Consider the following 19,137-nt stretch of genomic DNA (forward strand, 5'->3'; position numbering starts at 1 on the left):
CTGGACAGCGGTTACCAGGCAGCGCTAACCTCACAGCTCAACCAATTCTATTCACCGTGAGAATAAATGACGAAGCTGGTACGAGGCAGCGCCGGGACCCGGTCGGCCAACCGCGGCGCGATCATCGCCGCGGTGCTGTCCGGCGCCGGGATCGACCGTCGCCAACTGGTCGAGCAGACCGGCCTGAGCTGGGCCACCGTCGCCCGGATCGTCGACGACCTGCTCGCCGACGGGCTGGTGCTGGAGCAGCACAAGATCGTCCGCGACGGACCCGGCCGCCAGGCCGCTGCCCTCGGTTTCAACCCGCGGGCCGGCCTGGTCGCGGGGATCGACCTCGGCGGCACCTACTGCCGGACCGTCCTCGCCGACGCCCTCGGCACCGATGTCGTCCGCCGCCGCGACGAGACCCCGCGCGACCTGGGTGCCGTCGAGCTGGCCCAGTGGATCGCCGCCCGCGTCCTCGACCTGGTCGAGCAGCACGGCGACGGCGTGCCGCTGACCTCGGTCGCGATCGGGCTGCCCGGTGTGGTCGCCGCGACCAAGGACCGGGTCGTCGGCGCGTTCAACCTCCCGCAGATCCTCGGTACGACGTTCGTCGAGACGGTCGCCGACGAGCTCAAGGTCCCGACGATCATCGACAACGACTCCAACCTCGCGCTGCTCGGCGAGCTGCACTACGGCGAGCTGCCGCGCGACCAGACCGTCGTCCTGCTCAGCCTCGGCACCGGTCTCGGCTCGGCGGTCGCGTTCGACGGGCAGGTCGTCGCCGGACCGGAAGGCCTGCTCGGTGAGTTCGGCCGGCTCCGGCTCCCGGGTCGCCCGGAACGCCTTCGCGACCTGCTCTCCGGTGCGGGCCTGCTCAACCTCGCGCAGCAGCAGGGCCACCAAGTCACGAAAGCCGACGAGGTGTTCGCCGACCCGGCACGCTTCCCCGCGTTGCTCGACGACGTCCACGAGGCGCTGCTGCACCTGGTCTCGATCGTCGCCCTGGCCTACGAGCCACAGACGGTCGTGTTCACCGGCGGCTTCTCGGCCGCGTTCACCGACACCGTGCTCGACGCGGTCGGCAGTACGACGTACGAAACGGTCGGCGTGCGCACCGCTCTGCGCCGGTCTGTGCTCGGGGACTCCGGCGGCCTGCTGGGCGCGACCGCCGCGGCCCTGAGCGGTTACCACACCGCGATCGGCGTGGCCCGCCACCAGTGAAAGGAACAACCATGAAGCGTTGGAAGACGGCCGGCCTCGCCGCCGCGGTCTCGATCGCCCTGACCAGTCTGGCCGCCTGCGGGGGCGGTGACGCCAAGAGCTCGGGGCCGACGAACGAGCTGACGGTCTGGATGATGACCGGCGGCCCGGGCGACAACAAGATCATCGACGACGTCACGAAGCAGTTCCACGAGAAGCATCCCGACGTGACCGTCAAGGTCGAGGTGCAGCAGTGGGACAACATCGTCACCAAGCTGACCACGGCGCTGGCCTCGGACAACCCGCCCGACATCGTCGAGATGGGCAACACCCAGACCCCGCTGCTGACCGCGTCCGGTGCGCTCGCCGATCTCACCGGCGACAAGGCCGGCTTCGAGTCGTCGGACAAGTGGCTGGCCGGGCTCGCCGGCCCCTCGACGTACCAGGACAAGCTCTACGCCACTCCCCTGTACGGCGGGACGAAGGTCGTCATGTACAGCAAGAAGATGTTCGCCGCGGCCGGCATCGCCAAGCCGCCGGCGACCGTCGACGAGCTGATCGATGCCTGCGGCAAGCTCGCCCAGGCGCACAAGACACCGAACTTCTCCGCCTTCTACATGCCCGGTCAGTACTGGTTCGCCGGGATGCCGTTCCTGTTCGGCAAGGGCGGCGCGATCGCCACCGAGGACAACGGCAAGTGGACCGCGACGATGAGCAGCGCCGAGAACCAGGCCGGTCTGGCCGAGTGGAGGAAGTTCCAGAACGCCTGCTCGACCCCGTCGTCGATCGGCGCCAACACCGACAGCCCCGACCAGGACCAGATCTTCGCCGACAGCAAGGCCGCGATGATCTACGTGAAGGCCTGGGAGCCGGGTGCGGTCGCGGAGAAGAACGCGAAGACCGCGGCCGACGCCGGCTACTTCATCATGCCGGGCTACCAGCCGAACGAGCCGCTCCCGGTGATCGTGGCCGGCTCGACGATCGGCATCGCGGCCAAGAGCCCGAACAAGGACGTCGCCGTCGACTGGCTGAAGGCGATCACCGGCAAGACCTTCCAGCAGACGATGACCAAGACCATCCACCAGCTCCCGGTCGTCCCGGACTTCCTGCCGACCGGCGACATCCCGGACATCCTGAAGCTCGGCACGCAGGCCGCGACGGTCAGCCGGGCGCTGCCGGCCACGCCGGGTGAGGCGACGCTGGAGACCGAGAGCTACAACGAGCAGTTCTTCGCCAAGATCGCGAAGGGCGCCGACATCGCGAGCGCCGCGCAGGAGTACGACAAGCACGCGACCGAGGCGTTCAACGCGCTGTCCGGTCCGCGCTGACGGTCGCGGCTGATGACCTCGCTCACGCAGGAGCCGGCCACCGCAACGCCCGCGCTGCAGCGCACGGGCGCGGCGGTCCGGGCCGGCCGGCTCGCGCGCTTCACGCCGTACGGGCTGGTCGGGCCGGCCGTGCTCGCCTTCGCGGCCGTGCTCGGGTACCCGCTGGTCCGGCTGGTCTGGTTGTCGGTGCAGGACTTCGGGCCGCGGTCGCTGTTCACCGGCGAGGCGCCATTTGTTGGCCTCGGCAACTTCACCCGGGTCCTCGGCGACGCCGACTTCTGGCACGTGCTGCTGCGCACGCTGGTGGTCAGCGTCGGCTGCGTGGTCAGCCTGATGGTGATCGGCTTCCTGCTCGCGTCGCTGCTGCGCCTGGTCTCGAACTGGGCGCGCGTGATGCTGTCGGTCTGCCTGGTGCTGGTCTGGGCGATGCCGATGGTGTCGGCGTCGATGATCTGGCGCTGGCTGTTCGAGCCGCAGTACGGCGTGCTGAACTGGGTGATCACGCAGCTGCAGGTGTTCGGCGACTTCTCGGCGCACGACTGGTTCTCGTCACCCGGCCAGGCGCTGTTCCTGATCATCGCGCTGATCGTCTGGAAGGGCCTGCCGTTCGTCGCCCTCACCCTGTACGCCGCGATGGGCCAGATCCCCGACGACCTGTACGAGGCCTCCGGCCTGGACGGCGCCGGCCGCTGGGCGACCGCGCGGCACGTGACGCTGCCGATCCTCGGCCCGGTGCTCGGCGTCCTGGTGCTGCTCGAGGTGATCTGGTCGGTGAACTCGTTCACCCCGTTCTGGGTGCTCACGCAGGGCGGCCCCGACGGCGGTACGACGACGCTCGGCGTCTACTCGTACCTGGAGGCGTTCACCCGCAACGACTACGGCGGCGGTGCCGCGATCGCGATCATCACCGTCGTACTGCTCGCCATACTGGCGGTGCTCTACGTCCGGCGCCTGTTCGCGTCCGGTGAGGTGACCGCATGAACAAGCGCACGGTGCCGAACCTCATCGCGGTCGTGGTCTCGCTGATCGTGATCTTCCCGGTCTACTGGATGTTCGCGACCGCGCTCAAACAACCTGGCCGGATCCTGTCGGCGACGCCGGAATTCGTCCCGTGGCCGATCAGCTTCGAGAACTTCAGCACCGCGCTGACGCACGGCTCGTTCCTGCACTACGTCCGGAACTCGTTGCTCGTGTCGGTCTCGACCGTCCTGATCGCCCTGGTCGTTGCCCTCGGCGCCTCGATCGCGCTGGCCCGGTTCCGGTTCCTCGGCCGCCGCGCGTTCCTGGTCGGGCTGGTCCTGGTCCAGATGGTGCCGGGCTCGGCGATGGTGATCCCGCTCTACCTGATGCTGCGCTCGGTCGGCGCGATCGACTTCGTGCCCGGCCTGATCATCACCTACATGACCTTCGTGCTGCCGTTCACGATCTGGACGCTGCGCGGGTTCGTGGCCGGTATCCCGCTGGAGCTGGAGGAGGCCGCGCTGGTCGACGGCTGCGGCCGGTTCGGCGCGTTCTGGCACATCCAGCTGCCGCTGCTGGCGCCGGGCATCGTGGCCACCTCGATCTTCGCCTTCATCAGCGCCTGGGACGACTACCTGTTCGCCTACGTGTTCCTGAAGTCGCAGAGCAACTACACGCTGCCGGTCTGGCTGGTCTCGTTCCAGACCTCCGACGGTATCGACAACGGCGCCACCATCGCGGCGTCGGCGATCTTCTCGCTGCCGGTCCTGGTCGTCTTCCTGCTGGTCCAGCGCCGGCTGGTCGGCGGCATGACCAGCGGCGCGGTCAAAGGCTGAAACCCCTCAAGGAGAAACTGATGAGCTCAGAGCTCGAGCGGCTCGCGTACGGCGTCCTGTTCCCCGCCCTCGGCCGGCCCCGGGTCCCGAACTGGGTGCCGCCCCGGATCGAGGCCGGTCTCGGCGGGTTCGTGATCTTCGGCCGCGACATCGTCGACGGCGACCAGTTCCGCGACCTGGCCGGGCAGCTGCACGCGCTGCGCGACCACGTGCTGCTCTCGATCGACGAGGAGGGCGGTGACGTCAACCGGCTGGAGAACCTCGGCGGCTTCTCGATGCCGGGCAACCGGGCGCTCGGCGAGATCGACGACGTCGAGCTGACCCGGCAGGCGGCGTTCCAGATCGGGCTGTCGCTGGTCGACGCCGGCGTCGACTGGGACCTCGCGCCCGCGGTCGACACGGCCGTGAACCCGCTGAGCCCGAACGGGATCCGCTGCTTCGGCGCCGATCGCGACCTGGTCAGCCGGCACTCGGCCGCGTGGGTCGAGGGTCTGCAGGCCGCCGGGGTGAGCGCGTGTGCCAAGCACTACCCGGGCCACGGGCTGAGCGGCACCGACGCGCACCTCGCGACGCCGCTCGTCGACGTGTCGCGCGAGGAGCTGCTGGACAGCTACCTCGATCCGTTCCGGGCCGCGATCGCGGCCGGGGTGGACAGCATCATGGTGTCGCACGACCTGGTCCCGCAGGTCGACGACGTCCCGGCGACGATCAGCAAGGTGCTGCTCACCGACATCCTGCGGGGCGAGCTCGGGTACGACGGGGTGGTGATCACCGACGCGCTCGAGATGTACGGGATCGCCGACGTCGCGCCGCTGCCGGAGGCCGCCGTACGGGCGATCGAGGCAGGCGCCGACGCGTTGTGCCTGGGCTCGTGGGCGTTCCTGGACGACGTGGAGATCGCGGCGCGGGCGCTGGTCGAGGCAGTGGAGAGCGGGCGGCTGCCGCTGGAGCGGTTGCAGAGCGCGAACGAACGGCTCGCGCGGCTCGGGACGCGGCCGAAGGCCGACGTCGCGCTGCGGGACAACGCGCTCGGCGAGCGGCTCGCGGAGCAGGTCGCCGTCGTCCACGGCGACCCGGTGATCCGCAGCGACGCCGCCCTGGTGATCCGGCTGGAGCCGACCCACTCCCCCGCCGCCGGGTCGTCGGGTTGGGGCGTCGAGCAACTGCTGCGCGACGCCGGGAAGGTTGTCGAGAGCATCGGTCTGTCGGGGCAGACCTACAACGGCCCCGGGATGGCCAAGGCGAGCGTCGGCGAGTTTCGGTCGGAGTACGGCGACGACAGCCAGGTGGTCCTGCTCGTTCGCGGCGCGCACCGCTTCCCCTGGCAGGAGAAGCTGATCGCCGAGCTGCAGACCCAGCACCCCGACGCGGTCGTCGTCGACATGGGCGTCCCCGGCACCGACTACTCGGCCTTCGCCGCCTGGATCCAGACCTTCGGCAGCGCCAGGGTCTGCGCCGAAGCAGCGGCCCGCCGCCTGCTGGGCCGATGATCACTTTCCTCAACACCCAAATGGGTTCGGTACAGATCGAGAGAGGTGTCGTCACCTCTCTCGGTCTGTGTGAACCCCGAGGAGAAGTCATCGATCTGGCCGGTCGCTGGCTGCTTCCCGGCTTCGTCGACACCCACTGCCACGGCGCCGGCGGCGCCGCGCTGTACTCCGGCAACCCCGACGACGTCCGCCAAGCCGCGCGAGCCCACCTGCTCAGCGGCACCACCACGCTCTTCGCCTCGGTGGCGACCATGCAGCTCGACCGCATGCTCGCCGCCGCCTCCGCGATCGCCGCCGCGAACGCCCCGAACATCCGCGCCATCCACTTCGAAGGCCCCTTCCTCTCCCCGCACCGCCGCGGCGCCCAGACCGCCTCCGCGCTCCTCCACCCCGACGAGGACGTGTACAAGAAACTGATCGAGGCCGCCGGCGGCCTGGCGACTTCGATGACCATCGCCCCCGAGCTCCCCGGCGCAATCGACCTGATCGCCAACCACCCCGAGCTCACCTTCGCCGTCGGCCACACCGACGACGACGGCACCTGCACCCGCCAGGCCTTCGCCGCCGGCGCCCGCACCGCCACCCACCTCTTCAACGCGATGCCGGCCATGACCCACCGCCGACCGGGACCGGTCGGTGTCGCCCTGCTCGACGACCGGGTCGCCTGCGAACTCATTGCCGACGGCACCCACCTCTCCCCCGAGGCCCTCACCGTCGCGCTCCGCACCGCAGGCCTCGACCGCAGCATCCTGGTCACCGACGCGATGGCCGCGACCGGTCTCGGCGACGGCGACTACCAGTACGCCGACCGCCGCGTCACCGTCCGCGACCACGTCGCCCGCCTGCACGGCACCGACACGCTCGCCGGCTCCGTCCACTTCCTCTCCGACGCCCTCGCGTACGCCGTCCGGACGCTGCACCTGACGGTGCCGCAGGCAACCGCCCTGGTCGCCACCAACGCCGCCCGCCACTACCGCCTCGACGGCTGCGGCTCGCTTGCCGTCGGCAACCACGCCGACCTGGTCGTCCTGAACGAGGACCTGAGCGTCGACTCCGTCTACCTGGCCGGGCAGCGCTTGGTCAGCTCGACGTGACCGGCAGCCTGAGCAGCCGTTCTCGCACCGGCTCGGCCGCCGCCGGATCGACCCGGGCCAGGATCTCCGCGGAGATCGTCCAGGCGTCGCGAGCCGAGCTCTCGTCGCCTGCGGCCAGCAGCGAGTCGCCGAGGTGCCACAGGCTGTCCGCCCGGTTGACGTCGTCGCCGATGGCCTGGAACAGCTCGACCGAACGGCGCAGGCAGCGCACCGCGTCGGCGTACTGGCCCAGCTCGTGGTGCGCAGTACCCAGGCAGCTGTAGGCCTTGCCCTCGCTGTAACGGTCGCCGGCCGTGCGGGACCGCCGCACCGCCGCGGCGCTCAGCTCGAGCGCCTGCCGGTACTCGCCGCGCTGGACGTGCACGATCCCGAGCCCGTTCAGCGCCTTCGAGCAGAGCGTCTCGTTGGTGGTCAGCTCCAGGACGCGCTCGTTGGCGCGGATCGACTCCTCGTTGCGGCCGAGGTCGGCGAGCAGGCTGCCGAGGTTGATCGACGTGCTCGCCGCGCCCTCGGGGTCGTCGGCCTCGTTCAGGAACAGGTCGACCGCGCGGTTCAGGTGCTCCAGGGCGGCGTCGTTCTCGGCGATCTCGCTGTACAACCGGCCGATGCTGTTCAACGTCCGGGCCACCAGCTGCGGCGCATCCAGGCGCTCGAGGGCGATCAGCGCCGTCTTCTCCAGCGCGAGCGCCTGACGCCAGTGACCGACCCGGGCGAGGTAGGTCTGCAGCAGCCACGACACCCGCCAGACGTACTCGTCCAGCCCTTCCTCCAGCGCGAGCGCCTGCGCCGACTGCAGCGCTTCGCGGTGCGTGGCGAACCAGGCCCACGCGTCGTCGTGCCGATTGAACTCCCGTACGACGGCGCCCGGGCACGGCGTCAGCGGCTCGATCGGGCGCCGGGTCGGGTTGAGCCGGGCCTCCGCGTTCTGGCCGCTGAGCACGTAGTGGTCGAGCAGCCGGTGGATCGCGGCGCGGCGCTCCTCCTGCGGCAGCGCCTCGGCCAGCTCGGTCGCGTACAGGCGGGTCAGGTCGTGGAACGTGTAGCTGCCCGGCCCGTACGCCGCAATCAGGTTGGCCGAGAGCAGCTCGGCGAGCGTACGGCGTACGACGGTGATCGGCAGGCCGGTCAGGCTCGCGGCGGTGTGCTCGTCCCAGGTCAGCGAGCGGGTCAGCGCGAGCAGCCGGAACAGGTCGGTGGCCTTCGGCGAGAGCGCCTTGAGCGACCAGGAGAACACCGAGCGGACATCGACGACCGCGTCCACCTCGGTGAGCGCGTCGAACGGACTGCCCTCCGCGCGCAGCTGGGTGAGGATCTCGACCAGGTCGCTGTGCGAGGTGACGGCGACGCGGGCCGCGATGACCGCGATCGCCAGCGGCAGCCGTCCGCACCAGTCGACGATCGCCTCCATCGCGGCCAGGTCCTCGACACCGCGCTCGCTGCCGATCCGGCGGGCGAGCAGGCAGACCGCGTCGGCGGCGGGCAGCACGTCGAGCTCGATCAGTGCAGCGCCTTCGGTGACCGCGAGGGCGCGCAGCTGGTGCCGGCTCGTCACGATCACGAAGCTGTCGCCGCCGGGCAGCACCGGCCGGATCTGCTCGATGTCGCGGACGTTGTCGAGCACGAACAGCATCCGCCGCCCGGCCACCAGACTGCGCAGGTACGCCGCCTGCCGGTCCGGGTCGGCGGGCACCCGCTCCGGGCGGACGCCGAGCGAGTCGAAGACCGCGCCGAGCGCCTCCTCGGCGGTCAGCGGCGGTCGGGCGGCGTCGAAGCCGCGGAAGTTCAGGTAGATCTGGCCGTCGGGGTAGCGGTCGGCGATCCGGTGCGCCCAGTGCACGGCGAACGCGGTCTTGCCGACGCCGGCCATCCCGGTGATCACCACCGCGCCGTCCACAGCGAGCAGTTCGTCGGCCGCAGCCAGCTCGTCCGTCCGCCCGGTGAACCCGCGCAGATCCGCCGGCAGTTGAGCAGGCACCGGTACAGCTTGCTCACGGCGTTTTTCAGGTTGCCGCGGCTTCTCCCCCGGCAGCAGCGTCGGGTCCGCGCGCAGGATCCGCTCCTGCATCGTCCGCAGCCCGTGCCCGGGATCGACGCCGAGCTCCTCCGACAGCAGCTCCTGCGACGTCCGGTACAGCGCCAGCGCGTCCGACTGCCGCCCGTGCCGGTACAGCGACAGCATCAGCAGCTCCCGGAACCGCTCGTTCAACGGGAACTGCCGGATCAGCTCAGTCAGCACCGCCTCAGCGTCGGCGTGGTCACCGAGGTCGATCTGCGCGACCACCTTCGCCTCGACCGCACCCAGCCGCTGCAGCTCCAGATGCCGCCGCTGCGCGGCCACCGACTCCCCCGGCACACCGGCCAGCGGTGTCCCGTGCCACAACGCGAGCGCCTCGTCGTACCGGGCCACCGCGCCGACCAACTCACCGGCGCTCGCCATCTCCTGCGCAGCCCGCACGCCCTCCCGAAACGCCGCGAGATCGAGGTTCTCCGCGCCGGTCCGGATCAGGTACCCGCTGCCCACCGACACGATCGCGGGCTCGCCGTCGACCGGCCCGAGCGCCTTGCGCAGCCGGTACACGTACGTCCGGAGCACCTGCTCAGCCGACGCCGGTACGTCGTGCTCCCACAGCGTGTCGATCAGCTCCGCCGGCGACGCCGCCACCCCTTCACGCAGCAGCAGCGCCGACAGCACCGCCTGCTGCTGAGGCGCTCCGAGCCGCAGCTCGCCGTCTCCCCGCCAGGCCCGGACGGGACCGAGTACGGCGAACCTCAACCGATCCGCCACCCGCATCCTCCTCCAGCTCGCCCGGCCACTGGACCACGTTACTCCCGCGCGAGACGGCGTCTCATCCAGTGACCAGTCCTCGCGACCGGTCAGGCGAGCCGGGCGTCGATCGCGGCCGGCGAGTACACCTCGCTGACCACCAGCCGGGCCATCCCGTCCAGCGCCGCGTGGTCGGCCAGCTGCCCGGTCGCGACGGTCAGATGACGCGTGGCCCGCGGCAACGTCGTCTGGTAGAGCACCTCGTGCACCCCGGCAACGAAGTCGGTGTGCGCGAGATCTCCTGCGATCATCAACACACCCGGATTGATCAGACTCACCACGGTCGCCAGCACCTCGCCGACCCGCCGCCCGGCGTCGCGGGCGAGCCGCAACGCGTCCGGCTGCCCCGACTGCAGCAACACCCGGACGTCGGCCCCCGACCGCGCCGGAACGCCCAGCTCGGTCAGCGCCGCCGCGATCGCCCCTCCGCTGGCGACCGCCGCGAGACACCCGATCGACCCGCACTGGCACTTGGTGTCACCCGCGTCCCGCACTCTTACGTGCCCGATGTCGCCGGCGCCGCCGTCGATCCCGCGGAACACGCTGTCCCCGATCACGACCCCCGCGCCGATCCCGGTCGACACCTTCACCAGCACGAACGCCGGGCTGTCGGCGTACCCGGCGGAGTGCTCGCCGAGCGCCATCGCGTTCGCATCGTTGTCGACGAACACCGGTACGCCGTACTGGCGGTGCAGGTGCTCGCGGATCGGGTACTCGTCCCAGCCCGGCATGATCGGCGGCCGGATCACCAGCCCGGTGTCGAACTCCACCGGCCCCGGCACGGACACCCCGATCCCGGCCAGCTCGCCGACCGTCCGCCCGGCCTCCACCAGCAGGTCGTCGAACCAGTCGGCCAGCGTGTCGAGCACGACGCCGGGGCCGTCGGCAATCACCAGCTCGCCGGAGTGCTCAGCCAGCACACCGCCGGCCAGGTCCATCAACGCAGCGCGCGCATGCCGCGTGTCCAGGTCAGCCGCCAGTACGACGGCATGCTGCTCGTCGAACCGCAGCACCGTCGGCGGCCGGCCACCGGTCGAGGCCGTCGAACCTGCCTCGACCAGCCAGCCGTTGCCGAGCAGCGGCTCCAGCCGCTGGCCCAGCGTCGAGCGCGACAGGCCGGACAGCTCCTGCAGCTCGCCACGGGTCCCGGCCTGGCCGGTCCGGACGAGGTGCAGCAGCCGTCCCGCGGACGTCGTCGCGTCAGCCCTTGTCTGCCCCACTCGTCAGCCCTTCCGTCAGCAACCGTTCGGCGCCGTAGAACATCAGTACCACCGGCAGTGTCAGTACGACGGATCCTGCCATCAGCACGGTCTTCGGCACCTCCACGCCGTTCGCCAGCTGCTGCAGCCCGAGCGAGACCGTCCAGTGGGCCGGCTCGGCGGCCAGGAACAGCAGCGCGAACAGGAACTCGTTCCACGCGATCATGAAAACGTACAGGGCGGTCGCCATCACCGACGGCGCCGCCAGCGGCAGCACCACCTTGCGCAGGATCTGGAACCGGGACAACCCGTCCAGTGCCGCCGCCTCCTCGATGCTGATCGGCACGGTGCTGAAGTAGCTGCGCAGCATGTAGATCGCGACCGGCACGGTCTGGGCGATGTACACGATGATCAGCCCGACCAGGCTGCCCTGCAGGCCGGCCTTCGCGAACATCACGAACAGCGGCACCGCGAGCAGCGTCGCCGGGAACAGGTAGACACCGAGGAACAGCGCGCTCACCTTGCGGTGCCCGGTGAAGCGCAGCCGGCTGACGGCGTACGCGCCCGGGATCGCGACCAGCAACGTGAGCAGCATCGCGCCGATCGAGACGATCGCCGAGTTGCGCAGCATCAGCGGGAAGCCCTGGCCGCCGTTCTCGACCGAGGTCAGCACCGACCGGTAGGAGTCCAGGCTGAACTCCTTGGCCGACACCCAGATCCGCCCGGGGTCGAGCAGCAGCGCGTCGATCGGCTTCACCGACAGCAGGACCATGTAGTAGAAGGGGAACAGCGTCGCGATCACCAGCGCCGCGATCACCACCCAGCGCATGATCCCGAAGAACTTGATCTGGAACGCGTCCCTGGTCATGCCTGGTCCTCCTGCACCTTGCGTCCGAAGAACCTGAAGTACAGGCCCAGCAGCACGATCAGTACGACGGCCAGTACGACCGCCTGCGCCGACGCCAGTCCGACGTCGAAGCGCGCGGTCAGGAACCGGTACACCCGGACCGCGACCACGTCGGTCCCCGCGCCGCCGCCGGTGAGCAGGTACACGTCGTCGAACTTGTTGAACGTGAAGATGAACCGCAGCACCGCGAGCAGCGCGACCACCGGCATCAGCTGCGGCAGCAGGATGAACCGGAACCGCTGCCACGGCGTCGTCCCGTCGACCACTGCCGCCTCCTCGAGCACCGGCGGCACCGCCTGCATCCGGGCGATCAGGAACAGGAACGCGAACGGGAAGTAGCGCCAGGTCTCGAAGGCGATCACCGTGAACAGCGCCATCGGGACCGGGACACCGAGTACGTCGTACGAGCGCTGGGTCAGGAAAGCGATCGGGCGGTCCCAGCCGAGCCACTCGACGCCGACGTGGTTCACGACGCCGAGGTCGGGGCTGAGCAGCACCTGCCAGACGAACGCGACGGCGACCACCGGAGCGACGTACGGGAGCAGCATCGCGCCGCGGATCAGGGCCCGGCCGCGGAACGGCTTGCGCAGCGCGAGCGCGGCGACCAGGCCGACCACGATCGAGCCGAGCGTCGAACCGACCGTGTAGACCACGGTGGTCCACAGCGACGACCAGAAACCGGGTGAGCTGAAGACGCGTTCGAGGTTGCGCAGCGTCCAGTGGCCCCACAGGCCCTGGCTCTGGATGTCGACCAGGCGGACGTTCTGGAACGCCAGCATGATCGTCCAGAGGATCGGGAGTACGACGACCACGAGAACGATCACGAGGGTCGGTGAGACCAGCGTCAGGCCGGCCCGGTTCTCCTCCCGTCGGAGCGGGTTCTTCCGCGCCCGGCGCGCTTCGGTCACAGTTGTCATCTCCGCCTCACCCGAGCGAGTCCTGGATCGCGGCGACGTCGTCGGTCGCCTGCTGCGCGGCTTCGTCGGCATCGACCTGCCCACTGGCCAGCGCACTGATTGCCTTCGGCACCGGAAGCTCGCCGAGCGTGGCGCCGACCAGCGCGCCCTGTCCCTGCGTGATCCCCCAGCGCTGCATCTTGCCGATCCCACCGCGCAGCTCGGCGATCACCGGCGCCGGGTAGATCGCGGCCAGCGGCTTGCGGGTGTCGACGCCGATGTCGGCCTTGTCCCACGCTTGGTCGAACTTGTCCGGGTCGGCCGCCGTCCCGTGCCGGACCGGGAACTTGCCCTCGGCTGCCATCCCGAACCAGTCCTGGTAGCCCTGGTCGAGCATGTACTCGACGAGCTGCTCCGACGCATCCGCCTTCGCGGTCTTCGTCACCGTCCAGCCGGTCACCTCGCCGAACTGCGCGGGCTCGGCGCCGTCCGGGCCCTGGACCGCGGTGACGACACCGGTGTTGCGGGCCAGCCAGCCCTTGTCCTTCGCGCACGGCTCGCAGCTCGGCAGCGCGTCCTCGCGCAGCCCGGCCAGCTCGTCGAGCAGGAACGAGGACCAGACCACCATCGCCGACTTGCCCGCGAAGTACGACGCTCGCGTGGAGTCGACGGTCTGCGTGCCTGCGGCGGAGTACTTGGTCGCCAGGTCGCCGTAGAAGCGGAACGCCCCCTGACAGGGCGGACTGTCCAGCGTGATCTTGCCCTGGGCATCGACCAGCTGGCAGTTGTTGGCGAGGCCGAAGTACTCGAAGCTCTGCTGGGTGAACGGGTCGGCCGGGTCGGTGGCGATCGAGATGCCCTCGGTGCCGCCCTGGTTCAGCGTCTGCGCCGCCTTCTCGATCGCGGCGTACGACGTGGGCTCGGCCAGCCCGGCCTGCGCGAACAGGTCCTTGCGGTAGTAGAGCAGCTGCGTCCAGCTGTCCGACGGTACGGCGAGCTGCCGGTCGCCGTCGCGGGTCAGGTCGAGCGCGCGCTGGTCGAAGGTCTTCGGCCCGAGCTGGTCGACGACCTTGCCGGCCGCGTCGGGATTGAGCAGACCGTTGCTGGACAGCTGCTGGATCGCGGCCAGCGGGACCGCGCCGATCACGTCCGGGAGCTTGCCGGCGGCCGCGGCGGACATCACCAGCTGGCTCAGCTGCGGCTCGTCGACACCGACCAGCTTCACCTGGATCCCGGTCTCGGCGGTGAACTTCTCGAAGATCGCCCGGGTGGTCTCCAGCCGCCCGGACACGTTCTCGAGCGACCACACGGTGATGCTGCGCTCGTCGCCGGCGGTGGAGTCGTTCCCGCACGAACTCAGCAGCAGGAGCGCCGTCGCCACGGAGAGCGCCCTGATGAAGCGTGACATCTATCCTCCTGAGGGAGCTGACTTACGCATAACATCAGGACTATTGTATTTTGACAAGACCTAAGTCCGTCGCTCTGGAGGTTTCCGTGGCTCGCGTCGTGCAGTTCTCCGCTCCCCGGGTGGCCGAGGTGGTCGACTTCGACCCGCCACCGCTCCCGCCCGGTCACGTCCGGGTCCGTACGGCGTACTCGGGCATCTCGGCCGGCACCGAGCTCACGGCGTACCGGGGCACGAACCCGTACCTGACCCGGACCTGGGACGCCGACGCACGAATCTTCCGCGACGCCGAGGCGGGCGTCGCCTTCCCGGTCGTCGGCTGGGGCTACTCGGAGTCGGGCGAGGTCACCGAGGTCGCCGACGACGTCGCCGGGCTGTCGGTCGGCGACCAGGTCTGGGGCATCTGGGGCCACCGCAGCGAAGCAGTCCTCCCCGCCGACAAACTCACCGGCCACCAACTTCCCACCGGCGTCTCCCTCGCGGCAGCCTCCTTCACCCGAGTCGGCGCCATCGCCTACAACGCGATCCTCTCGGCCCGCATCACCCTCGGCGACGTGGTGGCCATCTACGGCCAAGGCGTGATCGGCCTCCTGGCCACTCGCCTCGCCACACTTTCCGGCGCACAAGTAGTCACCATCGACGCCGTCGAAGCCCGCCGCGAGGAGTCCCTGAGATACGGCGCTGTTGCTTCCTTCGCCCCCGGCACAGCTGCGGAGCAGATCCATCCGGTGGACACCGCCATCGAACTGTCCGGTGTCTACCCCGCCCTCCACGAGGCCATCCGCTCGGTCGGTGTCGGCGGGCGCGTGGTTGCCTCCGGCTTCTACCAGGGCGACGGCACCGGCCTGCGCCTCGGCGAGGAGTTCCACCACAACCGCGTCGAGCTGATCAGCTCGCAGATCGGTGGCGTCCCACCTGAGCTGGCCAACCGGTGGTCCGTCGACCGCCTCCAACGCGGCTTCCTCGAGCTGGTCGGCCGCGGCGCGGTCGACCCCGAGCCGCTGATCACCCACCGCGTCCCCGTCGAAGCCGCCGCCGACGCCTACGTCCTGCTCGACACGCGTCCCGGTGACGCCCTGCAAGTAGTACTGGAGTTCTGATGAAGATCGCATGCCAGGAGCAACTGTTGCCGGGGGCGACGTTGCCGGAGAAGTGGGAGTTCGCCACCGCCGCCGGGTACGACGGCATCGAGCTGCGCGGTAAGGGCGACCGCAGCTTCCGCGACCGGCTGCCGGAGCTGCAGAAGGCGCAGGCCGAGGGGGTCGTGATGCCGACGGTCTGTGTCGACATGCTGCACTTCTTCGGCGCCTTCGACGCCGTTCAGCGCGCCGACGCGATCGTGCAGATGAAGGACGAGCTGACCGTGATCGCCGAGCTCGGCGGGCTCGGCGCGCAGACGCCGGCGTCGTACGGGATGTTCTCGCGCCGGCTGCCTCCGTTCGAGCCGCCGCGCGACGAGGCCGGTGACCGCGAGGTGCTGCTCGACGGCCTGCGTGAGCTCGGCGAGCACGCCGCGGCCGCGGGCGTCGAGCTGTTTCTGGAGCCGCTGAACCGGTACGAGGACCACATGGTCAACCGCCTCGACCAGGCCGCCGAGCTGATCCAGGCGGTCGGCCTGGACAGCGTGCGGATCGGCATCGACAGCTACCACATGAACATCGAGGAGACCGACCCGTCCGCCTCGATCGTTGCCCAGGCGCCGTACGTCGGTCACGTCCAGCTGAGCGACTCCAACCGCTTCCAGCCCGGCGCCGGCCACCTCGACTGGGCCGCGTTCCTCGGTGCGCTCGATGCCATCGGCTACGACCGCTACCTGGCCGTCGAGTGCCGCCTGACCGGCGACCCGGTCGAGGCCGTGCGCTCCATCCCGTCGGTGGTCAGGCGGTACGTGTGAGTTTGCGTCAAGCTGCTGAGCGGGTGCTGCTGGGCAACTGGATCGGGCACTCGACGGTCCCGTCGCGATCGCTGTACCCGCACCAGTGGAGCTGGGACTCGGCCTTCATCGCGATCGGCCTGCGGCACCTGTCACCCCGTCGCGCCCAGGTCGAGCTGGAGTCCCTGCTCGGCTCGCAGTGGTCCGACGGCCGGATCCCGCACATCAGCTTCTCCCCCGCCGTCGCCCGCGACGCGTACTTCCCCGGTCCCGACTTCTGGCAGGCCACCACGGTCGGCGGCGTCGAGACGTCGGGCATCATCCAGCCGCCGGTCCACGCACTGGCGGCCTGGCTGACCCACCAGGCCGACGAGGCCGAGTCCGTACGCCGGAACTTCCTGCCGCGCGTCTACCCGAAGCTCGTTGCCTGGCACACCTATCTCCGCACCCGCCGCGACCTCGGCGGCCACGGCCTGGTCGCGATCGTGCACCCGTGGGAGTCCGGCATGGACAACAGCCCGGCCTGGGACGACGCGCTGGCGCGGGTCACTCCCGCGCCGCTGGACTCCTTCACGCGCCAGGACACCAACCACGCCAACCCGACCGACCGCCCCACGGACCTCGACTACGCCCGCTATGTCCAGCTCGCGGCGACGTACCGTGATCACCAGTACGACGACGCGACCACGCCGTTCGAGTTCGCCCTGGAGGACCCGGCGTTCAACGCGCTGCTCATCACCTCGGAGCACGCCCTCGCCGACATCGCGGAATACCTCGGCCTGGACCCCGCCCACCATCTGAAGGCAGCAGAAGAACTGACCCATGCCCTGGGACAGCTCTTCTCAGAGGATCTGTTTCACGCCCGGGACCTGCACACCGACCTGGTGCCGGCGCGCACGATCTCCGGGCTGATCCCCCTGATCGTCCCCGGTCTCCCCCAGGCCGCCGACCTGCTGGCCACCGCCCGCAGCGACCACTTCAAGCTCGGACAGGTCCATCTGGTCCCCAGCTACGACCTCACCGGCCCCGCCTTCGAGCGCAAGCGCTACTGGCGCGGCCCCAGCTGGTTCAACACCGCCTGGCTCGTCCACCGCGGGCTCCAAGCAGTCGGCGCCCACCCAGACGCCGACCACCTGAAAGACGACCTCCTCGCGCTGGCAGGCCGCACCGGCTTCGCCGAGTACGTCGACCCGTACGACGGCTCGCCGCGCGGCGCCCAGACCTTCAGCTGGACCGCCGCACTAGCCCTCGACCTGCTGGAGTCGCAGAACGCGCCGACTCAGCTGTAGCTGACGTCCAGCACACCGACCACCTTGTCGAGCCGGGCCGCCACCCGGCCGGCGTCGAACCCATTGCCCTCGACAACGATCCGCAGCTCGCAGCGCTCCAGGCACAGGCTGATCGTGCGCACGTCGTACGGGTTGAGCAGCACGGCGATCCGCGCGAGCAGTCCCGTCGTCTCGACGATCTGCGCGGTGAAGACGGTCATCGGGCGCTCGACCAGCTCCGGCCCGGCGTACTCGGGAGCGGAAACGACAGCAGTCATCGCACTACCTCCTTGTGGCGCAGCAAACCGAACGTGACCCCGTCGACCAGCGCCTCCCAGGACGCCTCGACGATGTTGTGGCCGACTCCGACGGTGACCCACGAGCCCTCGCCGTCGGCGGTCTGGATGAGGACTCTGATCACCGCGTCGGTCCCGTGCCCCTGGTCGAGGATCCGCACCTTGTAGTCCACCAGGTCGAACTTGTTCACCACCGGGTACGCGCGCTCGATCGCCGCCCGCAGCGCGTGGTCGAGCGCGTTGACCGGCCCGTTGCCCTCACCGGTCACCACCTCGCGGTCGCCACCCGCGACCAGCTTCACCGTCGCCTCGGACACCGCCTCGCCCTCGGCGCGCGACTCGGTGATCACCCGCCACGACTCGACGTCGAAGAAGCTCGCCCGCTCGCCGGTCACCTCCTCGGTGAGCAGCAGCTCGAACGACGCGTCCGCCGACTCGAACGTGTACCCGCGGGCCTCCATCTCCTTCACCCGCTCGGTCACCCGCCCGACCAGCTCCTTGTCGTTGCCGAGGTCGAAGCCGAGCTCGCGGCCCTTCAGCTCCACGCTGGCCCGCCCGGCCATCTCCGAGACGAGCATCCGCATGTCGTTGCCGACCAGCGCCGGATCCGTGTGCTGGTAGAGATCCGGGTCGACCTTGATCGCGCTCGCGTGCAGCCCGGCCTTGTGCGCGAACGCCGACAGCCCGACGTACGGCTGCCGGGCCGACATCGGCACGTTGGTGACCTCGGCGATCGCGTGCGCGATCCGGAACGACTCGGCCAGCTTGCCCGGCGGCAGCAGTTCCATCCCGCGCTTCAGCTCCAGGTTCGCGACCACGGCGAGCAGGTCGGCGTTGCCGGTGCGTTCGCCGTACCCGTTGACGGTGCCCTGCACGTGCGTCGCCCCGGCCTCCACCGCCGCGATCGAGTTCGCCACCGCGCACCCACCGTCGTTGTGGGCGTGGATGCCGAGCCGCGCCCCGGTCGTCTCCAGCACCTCCCGTACGACGTCCTGCAGCTCCCGCGGCAGCGAGCCGCCGTTGGTGTCGCAGAGCGCGACCACGTCGGCGCCGGCCTCGGCCGCGACCCGGACCACCTCCAGCGCGTAAGCCTTGTTGGCCTTGTAGCCGTCGAAGAAGTGCTCGGTGTCGAGGAACACCCGCTGCCCGTGCTCGCGCAGGTGCTTCACGGTGTCGGCGACCATCCGCAGGTTCTCGTCGAGCGTCGTGCGCAGCGCCCGCTCGACGTGCGCGTCGTGGCTCTTGGCAACCAACGTGACGACCCCGGCACCGGAGTCGCGGAGCGCGGCGACCTGCGGGTCGTCGGCCGCGGCCGCGCCCGGCTTGCAGGTGGCACCGAAGGCCGCGAACGTCGCGTGCCGCAGGTGCAGCTCGGTGCGGGCCCGCGCGAAGAACTCGGTGTCCTTGGGGACCGCGCCCGGCCAGCCGCCCTCGATGAAACCGACGCCCAAGTCGTCCAGGTGCTGCGCGATGGCGATCTTGTCGGCCACGGACAGCGCCAGACCCTCCTGCTGCGCACCGTCGCGCAGGGTGGTGTCGTAGACGTGGAACTCGTCGGGTCTGCTCACGGGGGTCG

At 70.2% G+C, this 19,137-nt stretch carries 16 protein-coding genes; 9 read left to right on the plus strand and 7 right to left on the minus strand.

Features of this window, described 5'->3' with window-relative positions:
- Positions 1–66 precede the first annotated feature (66 nt).
- From AB0M01_RS33155 to AB0M01_RS33180, 6 genes are read left to right on the plus strand one after another with little or no spacing between them, the layout of a single operon-like run.
- Positions 67–1,206 carry an ROK family transcriptional regulator gene (locus AB0M01_RS33155; RefSeq protein ID WP_363676423.1) on the plus strand — a complete coding sequence of 380 codons (1,140 nt, stop codon included), beginning with the start codon at positions 67–69 and terminating at the stop codon, positions 1,204–1,206.
- An 11-nt stretch (positions 1,207–1,217) separates the two neighbouring features.
- Positions 1,218–2,513, plus strand: a complete 1,296-nt coding sequence (locus tag AB0M01_RS33160) for an extracellular solute-binding protein (RefSeq protein ID WP_363676424.1) — start codon at positions 1,218–1,220, stop codon at positions 2,511–2,513.
- 12 nt (positions 2,514–2,525) lie between these two features.
- Complete coding sequence (locus AB0M01_RS33165; protein ID WP_363676425.1) at positions 2,526–3,494, plus strand: sugar ABC transporter permease; 969 nt, start codon at positions 2,526–2,528, stop codon at positions 3,492–3,494.
- On the plus strand, positions 3,491–4,309 hold the full coding sequence (locus tag AB0M01_RS33170) for a carbohydrate ABC transporter permease (RefSeq protein ID WP_363676426.1): 819 nt from the start codon (positions 3,491–3,493) through the stop codon (positions 4,307–4,309). The genes AB0M01_RS33165 and AB0M01_RS33170 overlap by 4 nt, the downstream gene beginning before the upstream one ends.
- Before the next feature lie 20 nt (positions 4,310–4,329).
- Positions 4,330–5,799, plus strand: coding sequence for a glycoside hydrolase family 3 N-terminal domain-containing protein (locus AB0M01_RS33175; protein ID WP_363676427.1), 1,470 nt, complete (start codon positions 4,330–4,332; stop codon positions 5,797–5,799).
- A complete protein-coding gene (locus AB0M01_RS33180; protein WP_363676428.1) occupies positions 5,796–6,893 on the plus strand; it encodes an amidohydrolase family protein in 1,098 nt (365 codons plus the stop codon). The genes AB0M01_RS33175 and AB0M01_RS33180 overlap by 4 nt, the downstream gene beginning before the upstream one ends.
- Here the strand turns inward: AB0M01_RS33180 and AB0M01_RS33185 are convergent.
- The 5 genes from AB0M01_RS33185 to AB0M01_RS33205 all read right to left on the minus strand — a co-directional run bounded on the left by AB0M01_RS33185 (position 6,880) and on the right by AB0M01_RS33205 (position 14,127).
- Entirely contained in the window at positions 6,880–9,678 is a 2,799-nt protein-coding gene (locus tag AB0M01_RS33185; protein WP_363676429.1) for a BTAD domain-containing putative transcriptional regulator, read from the minus strand. The two genes, AB0M01_RS33180 and AB0M01_RS33185, sit on opposite strands and share 14 nt — an antisense overlap.
- An 89-nt stretch (positions 9,679–9,767) precedes the next feature.
- Entirely contained in the window at positions 9,768–10,937 is a 1,170-nt protein-coding gene (locus AB0M01_RS33190) for an ROK family protein (protein ID WP_363676430.1), read from the minus strand.
- On the minus strand, positions 10,918–11,784 hold the full coding sequence (locus AB0M01_RS33195; protein ID WP_363676431.1) for a carbohydrate ABC transporter permease: 867 nt from the start codon (positions 11,782–11,784) through the stop codon (positions 10,918–10,920). Before AB0M01_RS33195 ends, AB0M01_RS33190 begins: the two co-directional genes overlap by 20 nt.
- Positions 11,781–12,740 (minus strand): sugar ABC transporter permease, encoded by a 960-nt coding sequence (locus AB0M01_RS33200; protein WP_363676432.1) that lies wholly within the window; start codon positions 12,738–12,740, stop codon positions 11,781–11,783. Before AB0M01_RS33200 ends, AB0M01_RS33195 begins: the two co-directional genes overlap by 4 nt.
- Positions 12,741–12,747: 7 nt before the next feature.
- Positions 12,748–14,127, minus strand: coding sequence for an extracellular solute-binding protein (locus AB0M01_RS33205; RefSeq protein ID WP_363676433.1), 1,380 nt, complete (start codon positions 14,125–14,127; stop codon positions 12,748–12,750).
- A gap of 86 nt (positions 14,128–14,213) precedes the next feature.
- On the opposite strand from AB0M01_RS33205, the gene AB0M01_RS33210 reads away from it, so the two are divergent.
- From AB0M01_RS33210 to AB0M01_RS33220, 3 genes are read left to right on the plus strand one after another with little or no spacing between them, the layout of a single operon-like run.
- Positions 14,214–15,224, plus strand: coding sequence for a zinc-binding dehydrogenase (locus AB0M01_RS33210; protein WP_363676434.1), 1,011 nt, complete (start codon positions 14,214–14,216; stop codon positions 15,222–15,224).
- Positions 15,224–16,018 carry a sugar phosphate isomerase/epimerase family protein gene (locus tag AB0M01_RS33215; RefSeq protein WP_363676435.1) on the plus strand — a complete coding sequence of 265 codons (795 nt, stop codon included), beginning with the start codon at positions 15,224–15,226 and terminating at the stop codon, positions 16,016–16,018. Before AB0M01_RS33210 ends, AB0M01_RS33215 begins: the two co-directional genes overlap by 1 nt.
- Positions 16,015–17,286: a hypothetical protein gene (locus AB0M01_RS33220; protein ID WP_363676436.1), complete on the plus strand. Its 1,272-nt coding sequence runs from the start codon at positions 16,015–16,017 to the stop codon at positions 17,284–17,286. The genes AB0M01_RS33215 and AB0M01_RS33220 overlap by 4 nt, the downstream gene beginning before the upstream one ends.
- Here the strand turns inward: AB0M01_RS33220 and AB0M01_RS33225 are convergent.
- Positions 17,277–17,543, minus strand: a complete 267-nt coding sequence (locus AB0M01_RS33225) for a hypothetical protein (RefSeq protein ID WP_363676437.1) — start codon at positions 17,541–17,543, stop codon at positions 17,277–17,279. The genes AB0M01_RS33220 and AB0M01_RS33225 overlap by 10 nt on opposite strands.
- Positions 17,540–19,129, minus strand: a complete 1,590-nt coding sequence (cimA, locus tag AB0M01_RS33230) for a citramalate synthase (protein ID WP_363676438.1) — start codon at positions 19,127–19,129, stop codon at positions 17,540–17,542. The genes AB0M01_RS33225 and cimA overlap by 4 nt, the downstream gene beginning before the upstream one ends.
- Between the last annotated feature and the right edge of the window lie 8 nt (positions 19,130–19,137).

The sequence above is a fragment of the Kribbella sp. NPDC051770 genome, assembly GCF_040681455.1.
Classification (GTDB): domain Bacteria; phylum Actinomycetota; class Actinomycetes; order Propionibacteriales; family Kribbellaceae; genus Kribbella.